The sequence below is a fragment of the Emticicia sp. CRIBPO genome, assembly GCF_009905725.1.
GTDB lineage: Bacteria > Bacteroidota > Bacteroidia > Cytophagales > Spirosomataceae > Leadbetterella.
In genome coordinates this window covers 343,831-363,376 of record NZ_JAAAKV010000004.1, presented here as the reverse complement: position 1 = coordinate 363,376, position 19,546 = coordinate 343,831, and the positions used below count along the sequence as shown (strand labels likewise).

The following is a 19,546-nucleotide window of genomic DNA, read 5'->3' as shown; positions in this document are numbered from 1 at the left end:
AATCATACTTAGAAACCCTTCTTTTTTCGCCATAAACCGGATTTATGACGACAATCATCCTCATAAAAGGCTGCATCAACCGAATAATTCGATAATTTTGTTTTTTTGACTTCCATAGTCGCCAATCTTAATAATCCCTGATGATGTTCATAAAAAAAATACTTCTGACGCTCGCTTACCTGACTTTTACCTTCTGTGCTTTTTCACAGCAGACACAAACCATCAGGGGCAGGATCAGCGATGCCCAGTCACATTCTCCTGTGGAATCGGCTACCGTCAGTATTGCCGGTACGGGAAAAACCGTCCAAACTGATAACCAGGGTAATTTTACCTTTACGGAAGTCTCCCTTGGAAGACTCGAACTGCTGGTTACCTCTGTCGGATATGCTCCGCAGACCATCAAAGAATTATTGCTGGAGTCATCGAAAGAACTGGTTTTAGAAATAGCCCTTACCCCCTCGCTGACCAATCTCAACGAAATCAGCGTGAAGGCGGCTTCCCCTAACCTTTCCGGGGCTTTGACGAGTCTGAACACCATCACGATGGAACAGGTGCAGCGTTTTCCGGCAACCTTCCTTGATCCTGCCAGGCTGGCATTTTCGTTTGCAGGTGTAGCCAACACCAACGACCAGGCCAACGGCATGGCTATCAGGGGTAATTCGCCCAACGGCATGCAGTGGAGACTCGAAGGCGTTGAGATCGTCAATCCCAATCACCTCAGCAACGCCGGAACTTTCGGAGACAGAGCTACCCAAACCGGTGGCGGAACCAATATATTATCGGCCCAGTTGCTGGGCAGCATGAATTTTCTGACCGGTGCTTTCCCGGCCGAATACGGCAACGCCCTTTCCGGCATTATGGACATGCGGTTCAGAAAAGGTAACAATAAGAAATATGAGCACACCGTCCAGGCAGGGCTTGTGGGTGTGGATATCGCCTCTGAAGGCCCCTTAAACCGTCAGAAAGGCAGCAGCTACCTCATTAACTACCGTTATTCATTTACAGGTTTACTGGGATTGATGGGCATTGATTTCGGCGGAGAGAGCATCACTTTCCAAGATCTTTCTCTCAAACTAAACTTCCCTACAAAAAGACTGGGAGAAATCTCCGTCTTTGCTATGGGCGGGAATAGCAGCAATATTTTCAAATCTGACCCGGATGCCACGACCTGGGAATCAGAAAAAGACCTTCAGAACATCACATTTAAAAGTAAAATGGGTGTAGCAGGTATTTCCCAAAGCAAAAACCTGAACAAAAACTGGAACCTTAAAAATGTACTGGTCATGTCAGGGCTGGACAATTCCCGTTTCAGCACAGGATTAAAACCAACTGCAGAATTTGATTCGACCATCAAAACCCGGATATCTTATTCAGGAATCATCAATGGAAAACTGAACCGCTCAACCAGCCTCAAAGCCGGGCTTTTCCTGACAAGGCAATATGACCAGTTAAGTTACGATAAAATGAATGCCTCATTTGATTATTCATCTGTCGTCATTCAGCCGTTTGTATCCCTCAGCAAGTCATTTAATGACAAACTGAGCCTCAACGTTGGTCTTCACAACCTGAATTACACGTATAACAATACCTCCACCCTTGAGCCAAGGGCTTCTGTAGGTTACCAGCTAACTTCCAGCCAGAACATTAACCTGGCTTATGGCCTGCACAGCCAGACACCTGCTGCGTCTGTACTTTATCTGGCAAAAGATATCAAGCCAATCAAGTCTCAGCACTATGTCTTGCAGTATAAAATTGATTTCAAGGATGCTTCTTTTCTGAAAACAGAGCTATATTACCAGGGGATATCAAATGTACCGGACCCGGTCAACCCTATTTCGAGTGCTCCGCAGTTAAGCTACTATTCTACATTGAATGACATTGAGGTGGTTTCTTTTGCCAGACCTTTTATTTTTGTTAATGAAGGCAAAGGCCGCAATTTCGGCATCGAGCTTACCTACCAGAAATACTTATCAAAAGGCTTCTTTGCCTTGATCAATACCACTTTGTATAAAGCCCAGTTCCTGGCATTTGACGATAAATATTACGAAACCCGTTTCAGCGGCAACCACATCGTAAATCTCACTTTGGGGAAAGAATGGGCCAGGACTAAATCAAGAATATTGGGCATTAACGGCCGCGTCGTATGGCTGGGAGGATTCAGGGATTACAACATAGACCTGGCCAAGTCTGAACAGAACCAGACGACAAGCTTTGATTACACTCGTCCGTTAACCGTCAAAAATCCCGACTATTTCAGACCCGACCTGAGAGTTTATTTTAAAAGGTCAAGAACTAAGTTTTCGCGTACGCTGTCTGTTGACCTCCAGAATGTTGCCGGATACAAAAACGTGGCGTTTTCTTATTATGACACTTACCAGAAAAAAGTCATCACCAAATACCAGATGGGACTCGTACCGATGCTGAATTACCGGATAGAGTTCTGATAAAAAAGAAAAGAGGCCATGAAAAATCAATTTCAGGCCTCTTAATTTTTTACTTATGGATTGGCTTTATTTCTTGGTAGCATTAAGACTTGCCCCCTGAACAGCCAGTGTCAGTCCCGAAATCTTCTGCGTACTGTCCCTTTTAAAGGTGGCTTTGCCGTCATATCCTATCACATCATATTCGTCTTTTGTACTGGTTGGTCTCAATTCGGCAGACCCTTGAGAGGTGCTTCCGTACAATTTACCATCCTTCAATTCCACCATTACAGCGTCAATCGGAGAGCCTTCCTCGAAGACATACTTACCTGCATATTCATTACCAGTGTTACTACCGGCTTTTTGTTTTGTCCCCGGAATCGAAGACCCCTGAACCGCTATAACCAAGGCAGTTACTTCCTTATTCTCTCTTGAAAATGAAATAATGGCGTCATTGTTCGGCTCAAGGAATTCGTCAATATTGGAAGTTTCCAGCAGCTCACCTTTACCTACACCCGGAGCATCTGCCTGCAAAGCCCCGTTTTCAACCGTAATCGTTAATTTCTCAAAAGGAGCTCCCGAAATGGTATAAACGCCTGTATAATCTGTTTTGGCAGGAAATACCCTTTTCCCTTCAAAAGGATTACCCTCTACCTTAATCGTAGCCCTGACAACCACTTTAGCAGGATTTCTGCCAAAAATGAACTGTCCGTCCATGCCGTCAATATTATAAACATCGGCAGTTCCCGCCGGCTTCAGTTCGTGTTTTCCGGCACTTTCTTCATATCCGAAAAGCTTTCCGTTTTCAACACTCACTTCAACTTTGGAAAAAGACGCATTCTCAAATGTATAAGTTCCGGCGTAATTTTTAAGGTCCTGGGCTTTAGTTAACATGGGCACAGCCAGAATGGCCAGTGCAAATAATAGTTTTTTCATCTTTTAAGGAGGTTTTTTTTGTTTGATTTTAGATAATTTTTCTAAAATTAGAAAATTAGATTTAATCTTTCTGCATAATTTCTGTTAAGCTTATTGAATTTTTTATTTTTGCGGAGACATCGGTAATCCACCGGTATTATGTAAATCGAATTTTATGGCTAAAGTAACAGAACACCTGGCTGCTTCAAAAGGCAAACCCATTTTCTCAATAGAAATTATCCCACCCGCCAAGGGAGGAAAGATCGACGAATTGCTGGATGCCATTGAACCCATGATGGAGCTGAAACCACCGTTTATTGACGTCACCTATCATCGTGAAGAATACCTGCTCAAAGAACAGGCTGACGGCTCTGTTAAAGAGATCAAAACACGAAAAAGACCCGGAACAGTAGGTTTGTGCTCTGCTATCATGCACAAATTCCATATTGACCCTGTTCCTCATATACTTTGCGGCGGATTTACCAAAGACGAAACAGAAGACCTCCTGATAGACCTTAATTACCTGGGCATAGAAAACGTGATGGCCCTCAGAGGCGATATTGCCAAGCCTTACACCTATTTCAAACCGATGAAAGAAGGGCATAAATATGCCTCCGAACTGGTGTTGCAGATCAGGGAAATGAATCAAGGCAAATACCTTCACGAAGAGTCTGAGTATCTCAGCAAGAGTGATTTCTGTATAGGCGGAGCGGCTTATCCGGAAAAGCATTATGAAGCTGATGATCAGAACATTGACTTTAAATTCCTGAAAGAAAAAGTAGATGCAGGACTGGATTACCTGGTGACTCAGATGTTTTTTGACAACAACCGTTACTTTGAATTTGTTAAAAAATGCCGCTCAAACGGCATTAATATTCCGATCATCCCAGGCCTGAAAGTACTGGCCACTAAAAAACAACTGGACGTGCTGCCCAAGCTATTTTACCTGGATATGCCGGAGGAATTCAGAAGTGAAATTGATAAAGCAAAAGATGATAAAACTGCCCGTCAGATCGGTGTGGAATGGTGTGTGCAGCAGTGTAAGGAACTCATTTCTTTCGGAGTGCCTGCTCTTCACTTTTACACGATGAGCAAATCGACCACCACCATGGCTGTGGCGAGGAAAGTTTTTTAAAGACTTTTTTATGAAGAAAAGAGGCTGCCCTGGGAAAGACAGCCTCTTTTGATTTTTATGAAATGGCTACCAGCTCCAGCTCAAAATTGAGCTCCTGCCCTGCCAGCGGATGATTGGCATCCATCAACACCGCACTTTCAGTTACTTCCCTGATAATGACAGGAATAGCCTGTTCTCCGTTATGCATGTTAAGGGTACCACCTACTTCCAGGGGAATATCACCCGGAATTTCTGAGCGGTCAAACTTGAACAGCATCTGCTCATTTACCGGACCATAGGCATCCTCCACCGCAATATGAATATTTTTCTTCTCTCCTACCTGCATGCCAAGAATCCCTTCGTCGAATCCCTTGATTACCATACCACTACCTGCTTCAAACTGAAGCGGCTCTCTTCCTTCTGAACTATCAAAAACAGTTCCGTCATTCAGTGTGCCTTTGTAATGGACCGACACCGTGTTGCCACTCTTAACCATATGTATTTATTAATTTGTTACTCTAAAAAATTTACTTGCCGGACAGGTCTTCCCCCTGCTGTTTTTCCGTGTTCCGATCTCCGTCCTCCTTTTTCCCTTCTCCTGTTTTCCGTTCTCCTTTCTCCTGTTAATATGCCCTCGCAAAAACCACCCTTTGAGCAGAAGGTTTTCCCGAAAACACACAAGATCCGGCCTCTTCCTCAGTATCCAAAGGTATACAACGGATTGTCGCTTTGGTGAGTTCCTTGATCTTTTCCTCCGTCTCAGAAGTACCATCCCAGTGAGCACTCAGGAAGCCACCTTTTTCAATCTGAACAAGGAAATCATCCCAGGTATCTATCTTAAAAATATTCTCCGTCCTGAAATCCAGGGCCTTCTTATATATATTGGTTTGAATATCTTCCAGCAATTGCTCAATATAAGCATCAAGACCTTCGATCGGCACGACGCTTTTCTCGAGGGTATCCCTTCTGGCTACTTCAACAGTACCGCTTTCGAGGTCTCTCATCCCTACAGCCACCCTTACAGGCACACCTTTCAATTCATATTCGGCAAATTTCCAGCCCGGACGAGCCTGGTCATCCTTATCAAATTTCACACTGATTTTCTTAGATTTCAGTACTTTCACCAACGGGTCAATTTTTTCGCTGATGGCATCCAGTTGCTCATCACCTTTGAAAATCGGCACGATCACCACTTGGATAGGAGCCAGTTTCGGAGGCAGTACCAATCCGTTATCATCCGAGTGAGCCATGATCAAAGCACCCATTAACCTGGTGCTCACACCCCATGAAGTACCCCACACGTGTTCAAGGTTCCCGGCTTTATCCTGAAACTTCACATCAAAAGCTTTGGCAAAGTTCTGTCCCAAAAAGTGAGAAGTACCTGCCTGAAGTGCTTTTCCGTCCTGCATCATCGCCTCAATACACAAGGTTTCTTCTGCTCCGGCAAAACGTTCATTGGCAGTTTTGGCCCCCTTGATCACCGGCAAAGCCATCCACTCTTCAGCAAACTGGGCATATATTTCCAGCATCTGGCGGGTTTCATCCTCCGCTTCTTTCTGGGTAGCATGTGCGGTGTGCCCTTCCTGCCACAGGAACTCGGCAGTTCTCAGGAAAATCCTCGTACGCATTTCCCAACGCACCACGTTCGCCCACTGGTTGATTAATATCGGTAAATCCCTGTAAGACTGGACCCAGTTTTTATAAGTACTCCATATCACGGTTTCAGAGGTTGGTCTCACGATCAGCTCCTCTTCCAGTTTGGCTTCCGGGTCTACAATCACACCTTTGCCATCCGGATCATTTTTTAAACGGTAATGCGTTACCACTGCACATTCTTTGGCAAACCCTTCCACATGGGAAGCCTCTTTGGAAAGAAATGATTTGGGTATAAACAAAGGAAAATAAGCATTCGAATGACCTGTTTCCTTGAACATGTCATCTAAAGCCCTCTGCATTTTTTCCCAGATTGAATAACCGTACGGTTTGATGATCATACAGCCTCTTACCGCCGAATTTTCAGCCAAATCTGCCTTTTTAACTAATTCATTGTACCATTCTGAATAATTTTCACTACGTGTTGGAAGTCCTTTTGCCATCTTTTATCGAATACCTTTTAAGAATTAGTTTGAAATATTTCATGTGTTAATTTAAATGTTAACACTTCCGAATTATCTTGCAAATATAAGTTTTTCCATTAGTTTTGTAACTAAATAACGTTTAAGTTCGTTATTAAAATGAAAAAATACTTGGGTGCACAATGCAACCTTAGCCCTATAAAATGTATCTAAGTATTAATCGGAATTTATTACACTTTAAAATACTATTATAATGAAAAGCCTGAATTCAATAAATGTTTTAACCATTGTTGCGTTAATGGGATTTTCTGCATGTACAAACAAGTCTATCACCACCAAAGGTGAATATGACGATATGTACGCTTCATCAGCAGATGCTCCGGTTCTTTACGCCCAGGCGTATTCGAAACAGGCATCTCCTTCTGTTGAATCCACTCCATATGATGATTCTTATGACAGGGTTTACGGAGGACAACCGGCAGAAAGCTCTGAAGAATACTTCGATGAAGAATACCTTACCTCCCGCAGTCTGAAAAGAGCGAATACGCCGACTCCGGGATACTCAGACGGATATGCAGATGGTTACAGTCAGGGATGGAACGACAATTCATGGACCCAACCGATGGGCTGGAATTCTCCTTTCAACCGTTTTGCTTACTCTCCTTTCGGCTGGAATTCATTTAACAGCTGGGGCGGATATAACAGCTGGGGTGGAATGGGTTACAATTCATGGGGATACTCTCCGTGGAGCAGCGGCATTTACATGTCATGGGGTATGATGGATCCATTCTTCGGTAATTCATGGGGATATTCTCCGTGGGGTTACAATTCGTGGGGCTATTCACCTTGGGGATACAACTCAATGGCCTATTATGGCGGTTGGGGCTCAAGATACGGGTATGGTTCTCCTTATTACGGATACCAGCCGGTTTATTACGGCAACAGTTGGGGTGACAACCGTTACACCACCGGTAAAAGAACTTACGGAACAAGAGAAGGCGGCAGAAACACCGCTGCTTATAACGACAGATTTACCAACACTGTGAGACCTTCAGTAGCCAGCAACGGCGGCAGAAGAAATTCAGACGGTGTAAGCAGAGATAGCTACACAGGCACTAATTCAAGACCTGCAGATCGTAAAAACGGTTCGTGGACAGGCGGCACTTCTGAATCTTCAAGAGGTACAGCCAACACCCGCAGCAGCTACGATCCTTCGTCAAGAAGACCGGCCAGCTACGACTCTTATGCCCGAGGTTCATCATCTAACCCAGGCAGCAGTTCACTTTCAAGAAGCTTTGACAACAACAGATCATCATCTTCAAACGCCGGTTCTTATTCGAACCCGTCAAGAATGTCAAGATCTGCTTCTGAGTCGTCCTACTCAAGAGGATCGTCGAGCTCGTCGAGAAGTTCTTCAACAGGCTACAGCCGTCCGTCGTCATCATACGATAACAGCAACAGCCGTGGCTCGAGCTCATCAAACAGCAACAGCTGGAACAGCAGCAGAAGCTCATCTCCTTCTCCGAGCTCATCAGGAAGTTCAGGAGGTAGCAGAGGCAGCTCCGGCGGCGGATCATCATCAGGTGGCTCTTCAAGAGGTCCGAGATAATCCGTTAAACGGCTTGAAATAAAATTTTATTCCCCGCTGATTACCAAATTGTATTGGCGGGGATTCTTTTTTCAAAATCTACCATATTTTCAGTTTACAATTATGAAAAGGATAACCGTTCTTTCAATTTTAGCCTTCGGCTTTAGTTTTAACAGCCATGCCCAGTTATCAATCAATGGTCATTTCTACGGCGAAGATGCGTTTAAATTCTCTAACTATAATTCTTTCGGAACGGCAAGAACGCGTGGTATGGGAGGCTCTTTTTCTGCCCTGGGCGGAGATGCGAGCAACATCTTTCTCAATCCAGCAGGCTTAGGGTTTTATAACAAATCTGAGTTCAGTATTACACCGCTTTACAACACTCAGAACGTCAAATCAGAATACATAGGACAAAGCAGCCCACTTTCGAGCTCCAGGCTGAATATCGGCCAGGCCGCAGTTGTATTCAGTAACAACGGTGTAGGTACCCGTAAAAAAAGAAGTGCTTTCGGCTTGTCTTACAATACCCTGGCCAACTTCAACAACGAATTTGTCTACAACGGAAGCAATAACAAAAGCTCTATTTCTGATTACTTTGCAGAAAAAGCCACTTCTGAAAATGTTTCCACCCAGGTGCTGGAAGATGAGTATGACGGAAGCACCGGCATTGCCCAGACCCCTACCTCCATGTATTATCAGGCCTACCTGATCGATCATACGGGAAACAATAACTATGTAGCCAGCGAACTGAGCGTTCCGGTGGTCCAGTCCGGAAAAGTACGGGAAACCGGTTCATTAGGACAATTCAACATCAGCTACGGTATCAATTTCGACGATAAGACCTACCTGGGAGCTTCTGTAGGGATTCAGAACCTGAATTTCAACCAGCTGACCGATCACGCTGAAAGTTTCCCGAAAGGAGAGCTTTTCAGAAGCTTTTTATATGGTGACGACCTCTACGTAAACGGAACAGGGATTAACCTGACCTTAGGCGGAATCATCAGAGCCTCTAAAGTACTCAGTATCGGTTTGAACGTTACCACTCCTACTGCCATGAGAATCAGGGAATCTATCGGTTCTGAAGTTACGATCGATCCGCTGCCTGGCACAATTACCGTTGACCGCAAAACCCTGTACACCGTAGAAAACGACTTCAGATACAGACTGACTTCTCCGTTAAGAGGAAACCTCGGAGCGGCGGTTTTTCTTCCCTCCAAACTGGGTGTGATCAACGTGGAAGCTGAATATATAGGATACGGACAAATGGGCATCAAAGACTCTGAAGATGCAAGATGGTCAAGTGATCAGAAAAGCGGCATCCAGGATACTTACAAAGATGTATTGAACCTGAAAGCAGGGGCTGAAATCAGGGTGAGTAACATTCGTCTGAGAGGAGGAGTAAACCTGCTAAACACCCCTTACAGAAACGAATCATCAGCCAACAGCAAATCAACGGTACAGTTGTCGCTGGGAGCCGGCTACAGGGCCCAGAACTTCTTTGCCGACCTGGGATACTCAAGAATGACCTCGAAGTCAGCCTTTACCCCATACACCATCAGCAATCCTGAAAACTATGCTTCAGCAGCACTTTCAAGAACCCAGGGTGTGGTATCGGTAACCGTCGGTACTTTCTTCTGAGCAGTATAAAAACACTATTTTAAAGCCTGGCAATCTGATGATTGCCAGGCTTTATTACTTTAATATTAAGATCATTAGCTTTTGTCAACAGGGCTTATCCAAAAAGCCGTTAAGCTATTTTAAGTGTTAATGTTCCGGGGGAGTGCAAATTTTTAGTGTATTAAGTCAAAATAAATTATATTTGCTACCATCTAAAATACTTTTCAGGATGCGGATTTTGCCTAGGGTTATACATTTTATTTTATTTTCTGCCCTGATTATTTCTTGTGCAACCGGCTCTTCGGATTATACCCCGAAGCCCAAGGGATTTAACAGGATTGAGTTGCCAAAACATGAATATCAGCAACTTACTGAGGATCATCCCTATACTTTCCAATACTCAAAACATGCCATTATCCAGCCTGATACGGTCGGGCAGGCAGAACCTCACTGGATCATTGTCTATTATCCTGAACTCGACGCCAGGATACAATTTACCTACAAACCGCTCAACGGCGATACGGATAAACTGGATCACCACATAGCAGATGCCTACAAACTGGCTTACAGACACCTGGTCAAGGCCAACTATAAAGAAGAGAAGAAAATAAATCTGAAAAACGGTAAAAGTGCCATCGTGATTGAGCTGGAAGGCGAAGTGCCGAGCCACTTTCAGTTTTACCTGACCGATACCACCAGGCATTTTTTACGCGGAGCTGTCTATCTTGAGCAAGCGACAATGAATGATTCGCTGCTGCCTGTTATCAATTACCTGAAAAAAGACTGTATACACCTGATGGAAACCCTTAACTGGAAAAACAAATAAACGCCCACCTTATGGATAACTGGATTAAAATTTATCACGACAACAACGAGTACAAAGTAGAACTGATTAAAAACGAGCTGCTTAACCACGACATCCAGGCCGTTATTCTCAACAAAGTAGATCACAACTATCCGGTTTTCGGATTAAGTGAACTGATGGTATCGGTCACCGAAAAAGATATTGCCCTAACTATAATTAATGATTTTATAAAAAATGAAGAAAAAAATTGATCAGTATTCAAACCTTACGCAAAGAATTATAGCCGCTCTGGTGGCTGTGCCGCTCATCATTTTTTGTATACTTTTCGATGCATATACTTTCTGGGCCCTTTTTTTGCTGATTTCCGCATTGACGCAATATGAATTTTACAAACTCCTGGGTTTAAACGGCAACCTGCCGCTTTCATCGTATGGCACTTTCTGTGGCATTTTCATCAACGCCCTCACTTTCCTGATTGAAACCGATAAAGTTCCGTTTGTATTCTATTATCTTATTATTCCGCTTCTTACGGCCACTTTCTTTATTAAGTTGTACAAGAAAAAGGACAATAAACCCTTTGAAAACCTCGGGTACACGTTCCTGGGGGTTATCTATGTAGCCATCCCGTTTGCCCTGCTGAACGAAATCGTCATCGAGAAAGGCATTTACAGGCCCTACCTGGTGATCGGCATCCTGGTGATCCTCTGGGTCAATGATTCAGGGGCCTATTTTGCGGGCAGGTTTCTGGGCAGAAGGAAATTATTCGAGCGGATTTCGCCTAAGAAAACCTGGGAGGGATTCTTCGGCGGGGCAATATTTGCACTTGCTGCAGCGTTTATTTTTTCAAGGTACCATGATTTTTATGATCTCTATTTATGGATCTCAATTGCCGTAATTATTGTTGTAACAGGTACATTGGGCGACCTCGTTGAATCTCTTTTCAAAAGAAGTATTGCCATCAAAGATTCAGGCAGCCTGATACCGGGGCACGGAGGTTTTTTAGACAGATTCGACGGCCTATTGCTTTCTATGCCATTTATTGTTACTTTTCTGAAATTTTTCTCGTGATGACTATTAAAAATATAAAATATACCTGCCTTGTACTGATCGGATTATCCTTTCTGCTGAGCTCTGATGCCTTTGCCCAGGGCGAAGAAAAATTCGTAACTTTCTCAGGTTTTGTCATTGACGGAAAGACCGATGAGGCACTTCCGGGGGCTTACATCATCAATCACAGGGCCGGAAGAGGTACTTTGACCAACTCCAAGGGTTATTTCGTCATAGAGGTTTTTCCGGGCGACTCCATCCTGTTTTCCTACCTCGGATTCAAGAAACAATTCCATATCATACCTAGAAACGTCGACCTCAATTATTCTGCTGTTGTAGAGCTGAGTGAGGATGCTAAAATGTTAAAAGAAGTTAAAGTTTATCCTTTCAGAACGGAAGAAGAATTTAAACTTGCCCTCGTTGAAATGGAGCTTCCGGATGCCAAGGAACGTGAAAACCTGGAGAAGAATTTCAGCAGCGAAAGTGTCAAGAGATCAATGTCCATGCAGGCCATGGGATCAGGGGCCAATTACCGGTATGCCATGGACCAGCAACTCATGCAGCTACAGGCCAGGGGAACGACTACCATGAACCCTTTGCTCAACCCTTTTGCCTGGGCTAACTTTATCAAGTCGGTCAAGAACGGCTCCCTCAAGGATAAATCATGGAAAGGAGCTGATTACGTACCTACCGAAAAAGGTGGCAGCAGGGACAATATATTCCGGAATGGCGGCAACAATTAGCGGCCTTAAGGTCAGCTACCTTTTGCTTCATCTTTAAACCAGCCCGAATAGAATACATAGTTATTGGCTGTTCTCATAAATACTTCGGCCTGCCCTTCACTGACATCTTTTAAATATTTACCGGGATTACCCGCATAAATAGTTCCGGGAGGAACAACCATGTTTTGCGTAATAATAGCTCCTGCGGCGATGATGGCGTTTTTCCCGATCCTGGCTCCGTCCATGATGATAGCACCCATCCCAACCAGCACCTCGTCTTCTATCACGCATCCGTGAACAATGGCATTGTGGGCTATACTCACATTATTTCCGATGATCGTTTTGGTTTTCTGATAGGTACAATGGATCACTGCCCCATCCTGGATATTTACCCGGTTTCCCATAACAATGGCGTTGACATCGCCTCTGACGACGGCATTAAACCAAACGGTACAGTCATCACCCATGGTAATATCGCCCACGAGCGTGGCGTTTGGGGCAAACCAGCAGTTGTTACCATAAGAAGGACGAACGCCATTAACGGGCAGTATAAGAGACATAATCGGAATTTAAAAATAAAGGTTTGACAAAATCGTTATGCTACAAAAGTATAAAAGATTTGTCAGGAAAACCGATTAAAAATCCTTCGTAACCTAAAAAGCGTTATGAGCAGGTGAATGATTTCATCGTAAAACGGGAGACACTTCAACAACAATGATGCCAGAAATAACATCAGTAAAAATAAGTTATTAAGAGGGTACAAAAAATTTGGATTAAAATCTTTTTTCAGTGCAGTCACAAAAAAATAAGTCTACCCGCCGAAAACTTATTAAAGGGTATCAAAATGATTAAAAGGTATCAAATTTGACATTTAATAGCATTTTACCGGCAAAAAATTCGATTATACTTATACAAAAAGCCATTTTCAGATGACAAAACAGATCAGGAGAATTTAAATGGCATGAAATTCTCTTTAATAAAAGTGACCAATGATCAATAGCCCCGTCTAAATATTAAAACAGCTCGGAAATTCACATCAACACAAAGATTTTAGTAAATTTTTCACTCAATAGCAATCGGTAAATAAGGGTAGATTTTCTATCCTTATTTCTTTTTATACTGGTTTCAAATTTATCAGGAACGGCACAATTTTCTTTCGATTCTTTCGCTCAATAGAAAATACGGCAAATAGTAAACAGTGCGGGAGGTCAAATCAAAAAAATGCTTCAGACCCTGCATACCAGGTCTGCATTGCAAACGGACTCAATCTCCATGCAAAACAACATGACGTCAGCTCAGTTTACAGTAACCCGGAATGACCTTCTGAATACTGTAAGTCCGGAAACAGATAAAACCCTGAAACAAGTTATCTGAATCAATTAGAAATGTTAAATAAAATTAGGAAGGCTTGCTGAATACCGCAGGGTGATGGTACTACTTTCTGTTAATTATCTCTTAAAATTTCAGGAAAATCAATAAACAAATCCTCTGTCGAAAACAAGACAGATCTGTTTTTCCTGGATTTTGTGAACTGAGTAACAACCGGCGAATGTAGTGGAAGTGTTAGAAACGTTGGTCTTGTCTTTAGGAACTTCTGATAATTTTTTAGTTCCGGTTAAAAAACTTGAAGAAACTTGCATTGAAATTTTTAGGTTTAGATTGTTTACTTTTTGTATTTAGAATAGATAGTCGCTTGATTTAAATCAAGTGCAAATCTAATAATTTATCTCCAAATGAAAATATCCTGAATCTTTAAAAATTGACATAAATCAATTCAAATAAAAAAATATAAATTACTTGTTATAAATACATTAACAACAATATGATACCATTAAATAATTTTTTATCAACAAGCTAAAAACTTATTAAATGGATACATTCCGACATTTCACAAAGGGGCCGTAAAAAACAAAAAACGAAGAAAAAATAACAAAAAACCGGCCTTGAATGGCTCTGTGACGCATATTTTAAATTATTGCCCGCCTCAATCAGAGGGTATTCTTCTTCATTTCATAAAAAAGGATTATAAAAAGATTAAATTGACTAAAATAAATATAACTACCAGACTGCCATCCTCTGTTTCCCGTAAAATGACGCTGAGAATCCTTAAGCGTACTTTCTCTTTCAAATTTTAAATCTTTTACCTTATTTTGACCTCAAATTAATGATAAAATGAAGTTAATAAAAACAGGAGCCGCCGCATTAAACCAAACACCACTGGATTGGAATAATAACAAACAAAATATTATCGATGCCATCCATCAGGCCCAGAAAGAAAAAGTAAGTATACTCTGCCTGCCTGAATTATGCATATCAGGTTATGGCTGTGATGATGCGTTTTATGCTCCTGATCTTTATAAGACCTGTCTTGATTTATTATCTGATATTGCGGAAGAATGCTCTTCCATCATTACCACAGTGGGCTTGCCCATCTGGTTTAACAATAAAATATACAATTCTTCCTGCCTGATCGCCGACAAAAGAATCCTGGGTTTTGTCTGTAAACAAAGCCTGCCCAACTACGGCATTTTTTATGAAGACCGCTGGTTCCAGAGATGGCCTGCGGGTGTGGCGGAAGAAATAGAGATAAAAGGATTTAAGTACCCGGTCGGTGACCTCATCTTTGACCTGGGAGGCATAAAAATCGGCCTTGAGATATGTGAAGATGGCTGGGTAGCCAGCCGCCCGGCAGTGAGACTCTATGACCGTGGTGTAGATGTGATCCTCAATCCGAGTGCCAGCCCTTTTTCATTCAGGAAATTCGAAACCCGCGAAAGACTGGTTATTGATGCTTCAAGGACCTACGGGTGCTCATACATTTACACAAACCTCTTAGGAAATGAATCAGGCAGGCTGATCTTTGACGGTGACGCCATGATTGCTTCGAACGGAGAACTTTTAGCCTCGAGCTCGAGGTTCAGTTATGCCAGCTTCACTCTGACGACCGCCGTGATCGACATTGAGAATACACGTATTGAACAATCAAAAATCAAGTCTCCGATACCCTCCAACAAAAAATATATTTACGGCCATTTTGAGTTTGACGATCAGGTAAAACCTACGTTTCAGAAAGCTGCATTAGAACCTTTTGAGAAAGGCGGTTTTCTGAAAGAAGAAGAATTTGCACGGGCAGTTTGCCTTGGTTTATTTGATTATCTGCGGAAATCACGTTCTGCAGGGTTTACCATTTCACTCTCGGGAGGGGCAGATTCCTGTGCCTGCACGGCCTTGTGTGGTCTGATGATCAGACTGGGTGACGAAAGCATCGGCTTAGAAAATTTCAAAAAGAAACTGGACTATATTCCCGCTGTTGCGGCTTCAAAAAATGAGTCTGAATTGGCGGCCAACCTGATCACCACGATCTATCAGGGCACCGAAAACAGCTCATCCGACACGCTGAACTCGGCAAAATCACTGGCTGACTCTATCGGAGCCCGTTTTTATTCGATAAATATCAACCCGCTGGTCGAATCTTACACCCAGCTGATCGAAGGAGCTTTGGGAACAGAACTGACCTGGCAGAAAAACGACATTGCCCTGCAAAATATACAGGCAAGGGTAAGGGCCCCGGGCGTCTGGTTGCTGGCCAACCTGAGCAATCACCTGCTCCTGGCTACCTCCAACCGCTCAGAAGTCGCTGTAGGCTATTGTACGATGGATGGTGACACCGCCGGAAGCATCAGCCCGATAGCCGGTATCAACAAATCCTGGCTGAGGACCTGGCTGATCTGGCTGGAAAAAACAGGCTGTGAAGTAAAAGGCAAGCACATCAGGATAGAAGGCCTCAATAAGGTAAACCAGCTCGCTCCTACTGCGGAACTGCGTCCCTTAGACAAAAAACAAACCGACGAAGCCGATCTTATGCCTTATGAAGTGCTGAATGACATTGAAAAACTGGCTGTGAAAGATAAAAAATCGCCCAAAGACTCCTTTATCCATATTGAAGTGCTTTACGGAGAACGTTTCGAAAGGGAACAACTATACCTCTGGGTAACGCGGTTTTTCAGACTCTGGAGCAGGAATCAGTGGAAAAGAGAGCGTTATGCACCCGGTTTTCACCTGGACGATCACAACCTTGACCCGAGGAGCTGGTGCAGGTTCCCGATCCTGAGCGGTGGTTATGACCTTGAACTTCAGCAACTCAAAGATTACTTTGAAGGCCATGAAGGCAAACCCAAAAAGAGGATAGGTTTTTAAAACTTAATGAAGTAAATACCAGGCTTTGATCGGATAATGATCTGAATACGGAACATTTCTGTAGGTATTGAACGTGACATTGGTGATGCTTTTCGGATCATAAAACTGGTTGTCTATCCGGAGAAAACCAAGGATTTTATGATAGGTAAAACCGAAGCCAAAGCCATTTTCTTCGAAAGCATTATTCAGCTGTCTCCTGATTCTTCCGTAGGCATAGCCATAGGGCAACTCGTTAAAATCACCGGCTACAATGACAGGATAAGGGCTTTCACTGATCCAGGTTTCGAGTTCATTGACCTGGATGGCCCTGTTTTCAAAACCATGTTTGAGCTGGCTCAGGACGTTCCGGGCTTCCTGCGGGTTATATTCCTTGTGCGAGTTAAACACTTTCTGCACCCTGATCCCCATGGATTGCAACTGGACATTGATCACCCTGATGGTATCACGGTCAATGACGATATCGGCGGCAAGCAGGCCGTTGTTGTTCATTTTCCAGTACACTTCCTTTTTCGAGATGATTGGAAACCTGGAAAAAATAGCCAGCCCGATTTCCCCCTTCCCTCTGAGGTTGCCGGGACTTGAGTGCATATAAATATAATATGGCGACCGTTTGGAGAGATGTTTCAGGACATCAAACGACTCTTCTCTTTCATCATTATACAGCTCCTGGAAGCACTTGATATCCGAAGAGAGTGTATCCAGCGTTTTCAGAATACCTACGGCACTCCAGTCATCTTTTTTCGTGGCGAAGGCCGCATAATCACTGTACATGAGATTATAGCTGGTCAGCGAAAAAGAAAATCTTGGAGAACGGTCAATATTTTCAGGAAGAATTTTGATGGTCCGGTTAATGATCGGATAGGTAATTGCGAGGAAAATGGCAGAAACAAGAAACTTCCACGATCTTGCAAAAATCCAGCAAAAGACAAAAAAAATATTAAAAAAGAGAACTACCGGGAAGGAAAGCATCAAAAAACCACCTAACCAATGCTTTATATCTACTGAAAGGATTAACTGGTAAACTAATAGTGAATATAAAACAAAAATCAGATTGATGAGAAAAAAGAATTTCCTTATAAAACGAATGACTTTTGCCACAGAGAAATATTTAATCGTAACTACAATAATAAATCAAAAAAAAATATTTCTGACATATTACAAGCATTTTTATAAACAAAAATTGCATTATTTAAAATAAAAAATTTAATTTTGCGTAAGATTTTGAAAAACAAAGGAGGGGCAGAATCCTCCTTTTTTGTTATTACTCGTCTTAACTAATATTCTTGTTCTTGAAATGCAATTAAAAAATACGGTCGAAAATATTCTTAAAAATCAATTAAGTGGGTCTCCATTCTATATTGTCGACGTATTGACGAGCCAATCAAAAATAAGAAAAAAGATTACTGTCCTTGTGGATTCTGACGAGGGAATCAAAATTGACGAGTGCAGCACGATCAGCAGAAATCTCGGTGATGAGCTGGAAGAGATCGTTGATGAGGCATTTACACTGGAGGTTTCTTCTCCGGGCGTAGATACACCTCTTAAGCTTGAAAGGCAATATGTGAAAAATATTGGCAGAAAGCTGAAAGTTCTTTTTAACGATGGAAAAGAAATCAAAGGAGACCTGGTATCTGTAGCAGACGGAGCCATTGTCCTTCAGCCCGAAAAAATAAAAAAGATCACACCGGAGCCGGTTAAAATTGAGCAATCAGACATCAAAGAGGCTAAAGTGGTGATCACGTTTAAATAAAAAGAATTTAGAATTAAAAGATAATTTAAGTACGTATGCATAGTGGAGATTTAGTTGCATCCTTTGCAGAATTTGCCCGAGAAAAAAACATCGACAGGCCAACCATGATCGCCATTCTGGAAGATGTTCTGAGAACGATGATCAGAAAAGCCTACGGTGATGACCATAATTTTGACATCATTCTGAACGCCGAAAGCGGTGATTTGGAAATGTGGCGTACACGTGAGATTGTAGATGACAATTCAGAAGACATTTGGGATACCGATAAAATTCCTCTGACTGAAGCCAGAAAAATCGAACCCGATTTCGAGATCGGTGAAGAGGTGGCTGAAGAAGTGAAAATTGAAGACTTTGGTCGCAGAATCGTTCAAACCGCACGCCAGACCCTTATCCAGAAAGTTAAGGATCTTGAAAAAGAAATGCTTTTCAATCAGTACAAAGATCAGGTGGGTGAACTGGTGACCGTTGAGGTTTATCAGATTCTGAGCCGTGAGATCATTTGTGTGGATGGAGAAGGCAATGAATTGTCACTTCCTAAAACTGAGCAGATCCCGAAAGATAAGTTCAGAAAAGGAACGACCACCAGGGCCGTGATTCACAAAGTTGAAATCAACAACGGTAATCCTAAACTGACCTTATCGCGTACTTCGCCGGTCTTTCTCGAGCGTTTGTTCGAGCAGGAAATCCCTGAGATTCTTGACGGTCTGATTTCGGTCAGAAAGATCGTCAGAGAACCGGGTGAAAGAGCCAAGGTAGCGGTGGAGTCGTTTGATGACAGGATTGACCCGGTAGGAGCCTGTGTGGGTATGAAAGGTTCAAGAATCCACTCAATCGTTCGTGAACTTGAAAACGAAAACATCGACGTTATTCAGTGGACAGACAACGTCAACCTGTTTATTTCAAGGGCTTTGAGCCCTGCCAAAATCAGCAACATCAGGATTGATGAGGCCAACGAAAGAGCATCAGTATTTTTGAAGCCTGACCAGGTTTCACTTGCCATCGGTAAAGGCGGGCTTAACATCAAACTGGCCAGCAAGCTGATCGGAATGGAAATAGACGTCTTCAGGGATATTGACGGAGTAGTGGAAGAAGAAGATGTAGACTTAATGGAATTCTCTGACGAGATCGAAGAGTGGATATTGCTCGAATTCAGAAAAATAGGTCTTGATACTGCCAAAACCGTATTGGGAGTTTCTAAAGCAGACTTAGTCAGAAGAACAGAATTAGAAGAAGAAACAATAGATGAGGTACTTGAGATTCTTACCAAAGAATTTGAATAAGAACCTGATCGCAAAA

The 19,546-nt window shown here is 42.8% G+C and carries 17 protein-coding genes; 12 read left to right on the top strand and 5 right to left on the bottom strand.

Annotation, left to right across the window (positions count from 1 at the left end; all coding sequences use genetic code 11):
• Nucleotides 1–140: 140 nt before the first annotated feature.
• Nucleotides 141–2,444, top strand: coding sequence for a TonB-dependent receptor (locus GVN16_RS10615; protein WP_166563859.1), 2,304 nt, complete (start codon nucleotides 141–143; stop codon nucleotides 2,442–2,444).
• 66 nt (nucleotides 2,445–2,510) lie between these two features.
• Here GVN16_RS10615 and GVN16_RS10610 read toward each other — a convergent pair whose 3' ends face one another.
• Nucleotides 2,511–3,356, bottom strand: coding sequence for a hypothetical protein (locus tag GVN16_RS10610; RefSeq protein WP_166563858.1), 846 nt, complete (start codon nucleotides 3,354–3,356; stop codon nucleotides 2,511–2,513).
• A gap of 154 nt (nucleotides 3,357–3,510) precedes the next feature.
• On the opposite strand from GVN16_RS10610, the gene GVN16_RS10605 reads away from it, so the two are divergent.
• The gene (locus GVN16_RS10605; RefSeq protein ID WP_166563857.1) at nucleotides 3,511–4,470 is read left to right on the top strand and encodes a methylenetetrahydrofolate reductase; all 960 of its coding nucleotides are present in this window, start codon (nucleotides 3,511–3,513) and stop codon (nucleotides 4,468–4,470) included.
• A 55-nt stretch (nucleotides 4,471–4,525) separates the two neighbouring features.
• On the opposite strand, the gene GVN16_RS10600 is transcribed toward GVN16_RS10605, so the two are convergent.
• The gene (locus GVN16_RS10600; protein ID WP_205748830.1) at nucleotides 4,526–4,945 is read right to left on the bottom strand and encodes a peptidylprolyl isomerase; all 420 of its coding nucleotides are present in this window, start codon (nucleotides 4,943–4,945) and stop codon (nucleotides 4,526–4,528) included.
• 127 nt (nucleotides 4,946–5,072) lie between these two features.
• The gene (gene proS, locus GVN16_RS10595; protein ID WP_166563856.1) at nucleotides 5,073–6,545 is read right to left on the bottom strand and encodes a proline--tRNA ligase; all 1,473 of its coding nucleotides are present in this window, start codon (nucleotides 6,543–6,545) and stop codon (nucleotides 5,073–5,075) included.
• A 277-nt stretch (nucleotides 6,546–6,822) separates the two neighbouring features.
• Here proS and GVN16_RS10590 point away from each other — a divergent pair, with 277 nt between their 5' ends.
• The 6 genes from GVN16_RS10590 (at nucleotide 6,823) to GVN16_RS10565 (ending at nucleotide 12,324) form a co-directional block, all read left to right on the top strand.
• The gene (locus GVN16_RS10590) at nucleotides 6,823–8,133 is read left to right on the top strand and encodes a hypothetical protein (RefSeq protein ID WP_166563855.1); all 1,311 of its coding nucleotides are present in this window, start codon (nucleotides 6,823–6,825) and stop codon (nucleotides 8,131–8,133) included.
• A 102-nt stretch (nucleotides 8,134–8,235) separates the two neighbouring features.
• Nucleotides 8,236–9,750 (top strand): hypothetical protein, encoded by a 1,515-nt coding sequence (locus GVN16_RS10585; protein WP_166563854.1) that lies wholly within the window; start codon nucleotides 8,236–8,238, stop codon nucleotides 9,748–9,750.
• Nucleotides 9,751–9,958: 208 nt separating this feature from the next.
• Nucleotides 9,959–10,555 carry a gliding motility lipoprotein GldD gene (gene gldD / locus GVN16_RS10580; RefSeq protein ID WP_166563853.1) on the top strand — a complete coding sequence of 199 codons (597 nt, stop codon included), beginning with the start codon at nucleotides 9,959–9,961 and terminating at the stop codon, nucleotides 10,553–10,555.
• A gap of 11 nt (nucleotides 10,556–10,566) precedes the next feature.
• Nucleotides 10,567–10,785: a DUF2007 domain-containing protein gene (locus GVN16_RS10575; RefSeq protein ID WP_166563852.1), complete on the top strand. Its 219-nt coding sequence runs from the start codon at nucleotides 10,567–10,569 to the stop codon at nucleotides 10,783–10,785.
• Nucleotides 10,769–11,602, top strand: coding sequence for a phosphatidate cytidylyltransferase (locus GVN16_RS10570; protein WP_166563851.1), 834 nt, complete (start codon nucleotides 10,769–10,771; stop codon nucleotides 11,600–11,602). The genes GVN16_RS10575 and GVN16_RS10570 overlap by 17 nt, the downstream gene beginning before the upstream one ends.
• The gene (locus tag GVN16_RS10565) at nucleotides 11,602–12,324 is read left to right on the top strand and encodes a carboxypeptidase-like regulatory domain-containing protein (protein WP_166563850.1); all 723 of its coding nucleotides are present in this window, start codon (nucleotides 11,602–11,604) and stop codon (nucleotides 12,322–12,324) included. Before GVN16_RS10570 ends, GVN16_RS10565 begins: the two co-directional genes overlap by 1 nt.
• An 11-nt stretch (nucleotides 12,325–12,335) precedes the next feature.
• On the opposite strand, the gene GVN16_RS10560 is transcribed toward GVN16_RS10565, so the two are convergent.
• A complete protein-coding gene (locus GVN16_RS10560; RefSeq protein ID WP_166563849.1) occupies nucleotides 12,336–12,863 on the bottom strand; it encodes a gamma carbonic anhydrase family protein in 528 nt (175 codons plus the stop codon).
• Between the two features lie 661 nt (nucleotides 12,864–13,524).
• On the opposite strand from GVN16_RS10560, the gene GVN16_RS10555 reads away from it, so the two are divergent.
• Both GVN16_RS10555 and nadE read left to right on the top strand, forming a co-directional pair.
• Entirely contained in the window at nucleotides 13,525–13,677 is a 153-nt protein-coding gene (locus GVN16_RS10555; RefSeq protein ID WP_166563848.1) for a hypothetical protein, read from the top strand.
• Nucleotides 13,678–14,475: 798 nt separating this feature from the next.
• Nucleotides 14,476–16,500 (top strand): NAD(+) synthase, encoded by a 2,025-nt coding sequence (nadE, locus tag GVN16_RS10550; protein ID WP_166563847.1) that lies wholly within the window; start codon nucleotides 14,476–14,478, stop codon nucleotides 16,498–16,500.
• 3 nt (nucleotides 16,501–16,503) lie between these two features.
• Here nadE and GVN16_RS10545 read toward each other — a convergent pair whose 3' ends face one another.
• Complete coding sequence (locus GVN16_RS10545; protein WP_166563846.1) at nucleotides 16,504–17,469, bottom strand: endonuclease/exonuclease/phosphatase family protein; 966 nt, start codon at nucleotides 17,467–17,469, stop codon at nucleotides 16,504–16,506.
• Nucleotides 17,470–17,794: 325 nt separating this feature from the next.
• On the opposite strand from GVN16_RS10545, the gene rimP reads away from it, so the two are divergent.
• Both rimP and nusA read left to right on the top strand, forming a co-directional pair.
• Nucleotides 17,795–18,250, top strand: coding sequence for a ribosome maturation factor RimP (gene rimP / locus GVN16_RS10540; RefSeq protein ID WP_166563845.1), 456 nt, complete (start codon nucleotides 17,795–17,797; stop codon nucleotides 18,248–18,250).
• Between the two features lie 35 nt (nucleotides 18,251–18,285).
• On the top strand, nucleotides 18,286–19,530 hold the full coding sequence (gene nusA / locus GVN16_RS10535; RefSeq protein ID WP_166563844.1) for a transcription termination factor NusA: 1,245 nt from the start codon (nucleotides 18,286–18,288) through the stop codon (nucleotides 19,528–19,530).
• Nucleotides 19,531–19,546: the final 16 nt, after the last annotated feature.